Source organism: uncultured Lamprocystis sp., from assembly GCF_903933125.1.
GTDB lineage: Bacteria > Pseudomonadota > Gammaproteobacteria > Chromatiales > Chromatiaceae > Thiodictyon.
In genome coordinates this window covers 1-4,922 of the sequence record NZ_CAIZIZ010000328.1, presented here as the reverse complement: position 1 = coordinate 4,922, position 4,922 = coordinate 1, and the positions used below count along the sequence as shown (strand labels likewise).

Annotated in this window: 4 protein-coding genes; all 4 read left to right on the top strand. The window is 61.7% G+C overall.

The features are described 5' to 3' along the window. Positions 1 to 150 precede the first annotated feature (150 nt). The 4 genes from QZY03_RS17075 (at position 151) to QZY03_RS17060 (ending at position 4,712) form a co-directional block, all read left to right on the top strand. Positions 151 to 489: a hypothetical protein gene (locus tag QZY03_RS17075; protein ID WP_295583155.1), complete on the top strand. Its 339-nt coding sequence runs from the start codon at positions 151 to 153 to the stop codon at positions 487 to 489. A gap of 359 nt (positions 490 to 848) precedes the next feature. Continuing rightward, entirely contained in the window at positions 849 to 1,187 is a 339-nt protein-coding gene (locus tag QZY03_RS17070) for an STAS domain-containing protein (protein WP_295583153.1), read from the top strand. A 94-nt stretch (positions 1,188 to 1,281) separates the two neighbouring features. After that, on the top strand, positions 1,282 to 2,325 hold the full coding sequence (locus tag QZY03_RS17065; RefSeq protein WP_295583152.1) for an ABC transporter substrate-binding protein: 1,044 nt from the start codon (positions 1,282 to 1,284) through the stop codon (positions 2,323 to 2,325). Continuing rightward, complete coding sequence (locus QZY03_RS17060; RefSeq protein WP_295583150.1) at positions 2,322 to 4,712, top strand: SpoIIE family protein phosphatase; 2,391 nt, start codon at positions 2,322 to 2,324, stop codon at positions 4,710 to 4,712. Before QZY03_RS17065 ends, QZY03_RS17060 begins: the two co-directional genes overlap by 4 nt. The last annotated feature ends 210 nt before the right edge of the window (positions 4,713 to 4,922 follow it).

Genomic DNA, 4,922 nt, shown 5'->3' with positions numbered 1-4,922 from the left:
GCGGCGAATTTCGTCAACTCAACCGCAGACCCGGACGCCCTCGTTATTTCCCAGCGGGACTGGGAACGCTTGCTGGATCAACTGGCCTCGACGGCCTGAAATGGCCAAAGTCGAGTTTATGATCTGGTTTCTTCTTCCATGTCAAATCTTATGGATAAGACGCTGGAGGAGGGATTACAGATTGCTATCCTGCGCTCCCTGGTCCTGAATTTCGATCTTTACTCAGACTTATATGATATCCGCAGTCGCCGCAGCGGGTCAGACATCTATGTCGAGGTCTTTCTTGGTTTTGATCCCGAGTCCACCGTGGCGGAGTGCATGAAAAATATCGAAATTTTGCGGTGTGCAATGCGCAAGGAGATCGGCGATGCACAGATTATCATCGTGCCCGCAACAGCGCAGACGCCGCAATATGCCGATTCCGCGGTTGGACAGGGCGAGCCCGGTTCATCCCGTGAACCGGCAGCGACGATGGAGCATTGGTCATAAATCCGCCCAAGACCTAGTACGGCACTTGGCGATGGGGCTGAAGGAGGTTGGCAGGACCCCCAGACTTTCATACCCTTAGGAGGTGCAAATTCACCGTGAGAATTGCTGTTGGTTGCCCGATTTGAGAAACTCACCCTGAGTTTGCTGATAGACTATCCAGGCCGGGCGGTGCATCTCGCGGCCATGTCGGCGCCTGGATGCCCAGGCGCTGCTCGATCTGGACCAGGATAAGGCGGCCGATGGCGACACGCTCGGGGGTGCTGATCCGCCACCAGGCCGACCGGGTCGATACCCAGGAACAGTCAAAACGGGGGCCATTGCGGTTAAGTGTTAATCATTGATGCCAGGATATTTGAATTATGAGCATGTTGTCGAGTAAGAGCGCCGGTGTACTGATCCTGATGCTCAATGGCCGGCTGGATACCAACAGCGCGCCCGAGGCCGATCGACAGATCGGTGAGGCAATCGATCAGGGTGAGACGCGGGTGCTGGTGGATTTTTCCAAGACCGATTATATCTCCAGCGCCGGATTGCGAATTCTGCTCAAGGCCACCAAACGGCTCAAGCAAGCCGGCGGCGCCTTTGCCCTGTGCAACGCCAACGAGCAGATCCGTGAGGTGCTGGAAATGAGCGGCTTCGTGACCATCATGTCCTGTTATGGGAGCGTCGAGGAGGCCCTGCAGGTCATGAACAAATAACTGGCCGCGATCGTTGTGCCGGCTACTGCGATGATCCAGCCATATGTTCATTGATCAGAGTCGTGTTAGGCGGGCCGCTCAGGCGTGGCGCCGAGTGGCCCCCTTTGCCACCCTCGCCGTGGTGCTCATGGCCGTGGTCGGGTTGGCGTTCGCGCAATCCGTAGCGCCTGTTGGGTCCCCGCCGGCTCCCGCGGCGTCTGGTGCCCCGCCAGCGGTCGTCCGATTGGCGCTGCAGTGGCAGCCACAGAGCCAGTTTGCAGGTTATTACCTGGCACGTGACCGGGGTTTGTACCGGGCGGCCGGACTGGACCTGAGGCTGTTGCATGCGCGCGTCGCCCAATCCTCCATTGATTTGCTGCGCACGGGTGCTGCGGATCTGGCCACACTCTTTCTTACCGATGCGATCATTGCGGCGGCGCCACCAGCCAACCGATCTACGCAACCGCAAGTCGTTCAAGTCATGCAAGTGGTACAACGCTCCAATCTCATGCTCTTGGCCTGGAAGGATATGGGCGTCAGGCAGGCCAAGGAGCTTGACGGGCAGCGAGTCAGCTATTGGCAGGGGGCTTTCGCCGCCGCGTTCCAGGCATTCTTTTCCACCAACGGGGTCAGTCCCGAGCCGATACCCCAGTATCAGTCAGTCAATCTCTTCCTGGCGCGTGGCGTGGCTGCTTGCGCGGCCATGGAATACAACGAGTACCACCGGATCTGGCAGGCCGGAATTGACGCCGGGCGCATCACCGCCTTCCGAATGCGCGACTATGGTCTCGGCTTTCCCGAGGACGGCATCTATACCACGCCATCCTGGGCCAGCCGCAACCCCGAACGCGTACGGGCCGTGCGCGGGGCGACCCTGGCAGGCTGGGTCTATGCCCGTGACCACCCGGAGGACGCGCTCGACGCAGTCTTGGCCGAAGCCCGCCGAGCCGGGGTGGCCGCCAACCGACCCCACGAGCGTTGGATGCTCCGCCATATCCTCGATTCCATCTTTGTTCCCGGTTCCTTGCCCGCGGCGGTCGGCCGCCTCGACCAGCGTGCATTCACGAGTACGGCGCAGACACTGCGGTCTGCTGGGCTGTTGGAACAGACGCCCGAGTTCACGGCCTTTGCGCCATTTCAAGCAGAGGAGGCGCCATGACAGAACGATCGGGCAATAGCGATGCGTTCGTCCCGCGGCACAGCATCCGCACCCGCCTGCTCCTGTGGACCGTTGGTGTCACGGGACTGCTGCTGATGGCCGTGGTCGGGTGGAATTACCTGGGTATGCGCGAGCGGCTGGAAACGGAGGCGATGAATCGGGTGGCGTTCCTGGCCGAGGGGGCTGCCGACAAGATCGATGCCAAGCTGGGTCTATTGCAGGGTCTCGTCCAAGGGATGGCGCTCACACTGCAGGCGCAGGCATTGGATGTGCCGTTCGCGCAGTTACGGGCGCTGCAGGACGCCGTCCTGCGCGATTATCCTGAGGTCTACGGTACCGCCGTGACCCTGCTGCCTGCCATGCGCCCCGCGACCTGGCCGGATTCCGCGCCTTACGCCTATCGTAACCAGGGTTCGTTGGCATACCAGAACCTCGACGAGGGGAATCACTCGCAGCTCGGTGAGGACTGGTTCGTCCTTCCCAGATATCTGGATCGGGGGGTGTGGAGCGAGCCTTACCGCTGGACGAATGGCGTCAAGATGGTGACCTACTCCATGCCGATCCGCATCCAGACGCCGACCGGAGCGGTGTTCGCGGGCGTCGTCACCTGTGATATCGGCCTCGATTGGCTGGACCGCGCCCTGGCGAGCTTGCCGGTGGGCAAGAATGGATACGGCGCGTTGCTGACCCGCAATGGTACCTTCATTTCACACCCGGTGAAGGACGTCGCCCTTAATGAGAGCATCTTCAGCATCGCCGAGGCGCGTGATAGCGACTCGCTGCGAGCGGTCGGCCTGCGTATGGTGTCAGGTCTTCCCGGGATGATTCCATGGGTGAGTTGGGCCACCGCAGATGCCTCCTGGCTCGCCTGGCAGCCGCTCAAGACGGCCGACTGGACGATGGCGACCGTGGTCTCGCAGGCCCAACTGCGGGCCGACATCCTACGCCTGAGTCAGAGCCAGGCATTGGTCGGGGCGGGCGGGTTGGTCCTGCTCGTGCTCGCGGTCTGGCTGCTTGCCCGGTCGATCACGCGTCCGGTGGGGGCTTTGAGTGCGGCGGCGGCCACCTTGGCGTCGGGAGACCTTGAGGCCGCGCTACCCAGGCCGCGGGGAACCGATGAGATCGCACAACTGACCGCCGCCTTCGGCGCGATGCGTGACAACCTGAAACACCACATTGCGGACCTGGCGGCAACCACCGCCGCCCGCGAGCGCATGCACAGCGAGTTGCGGATTGCCCATGACATCCAGATGGACTTGATGCCAAAGACCTTTCCCATCTTGCCAGCACGCCCGGACCTGGATCTCTTTGCACTCATGGAGCCGGCCCGCGAGGTGGGTGGGGATTTTTATGATTTCTTCTTCCTGGACCAGGACCGGCTGGTGGTCGCGATTGGCGACGTCTCCGGCAAGGGTATCCCGGCCGCACTGTTCATGGCGGTCACGCGCTCCTTTTTCCGCTCGTCATTCAAGATCGACGCCGATCCCGGGCGGGCCTTGGCCCGGGTGAGCGATGACCTGTCGGAGGGGAACGATTCCTGTATGTTCGTGACCCTATTCTGCGCGGTGGTTCGCCTCACCGATGGTACAGTCGACTTCGCCAATGCGGGCCATAACGCGCCATTGCTGGTGCGTGTAGACGGACGGATGGAATGGATCGCGAACCCCCACGGGGCCGCGGCGGCCATTATGCCGGGGGCTGTGTATGAGACCGGCCATTTGACCTTGGCCGCGGGTGACACCCTGTTGCTGTATACCGACGGCGTGACCGAGGCCATGAACCCTGAGCATCGGCTGTACGGTGAAAAGCGGCTGGCATCCCGGATGGAGGGGGCGCCCGCACTCAATTGCGAGGATTGTGTCGGCGTACTGGCCGGGGATATCCGCGCCCACGCCGCCGGGGCGGAGCAGTCAGACGACATCACCATGCTGATGTTCAGACGCGTGGTGACCAGTGCCCCGGCCGCCCCCCCGGATGGCGAAGGCTGTCTGCGGCTGGACATCGCCAATCACCAGGAGGGCCTGGCGAATGCGCTCGACCAGCTGGATGGATTCCTCGCGACCGCCGCCCCCCCCCAGGCACTGCCCTATGTCGCCCGACTGGTGCTCGAGGAATTGGTCACCAACACGATCAAATATGGTTATTCAGACGATGACGTGCATTACATCCGCGTGGTGTTGCGGATCGGACCACCCGCTACGATGGTCATCGAGGATGACGGTCAGCCGTTCAATCCGCTGCTCGATGCGCCAGCCCCCGATCTGGATGCCGTGACGGAAGAGCGTCCGATCGGGGGCCTGGGCCTGCACATGGTGAAGACCATGGCGAAGTCCCTGGCCTATCGGCGTGAGGGTGAAATCAATCGACTCGACCTGGTGTTGGGATAAGACCGCGGCCGGTGTCTACACCGCGCCGATGAGCAGGTGGTAACCCCACTGTCATTTTCAGAAGTCGTCTGGTAACTTCTCAAAAAGTCATGGCAACAGTATCAGTATGCTGACGAGATCAGTTAAAGTATCGCATCGAGATTAACCCTCACCTTTCCGCCGTACCTTGACATGCCCAGCCCGATCCGCCTGCCCGAGATCCCCGACGCG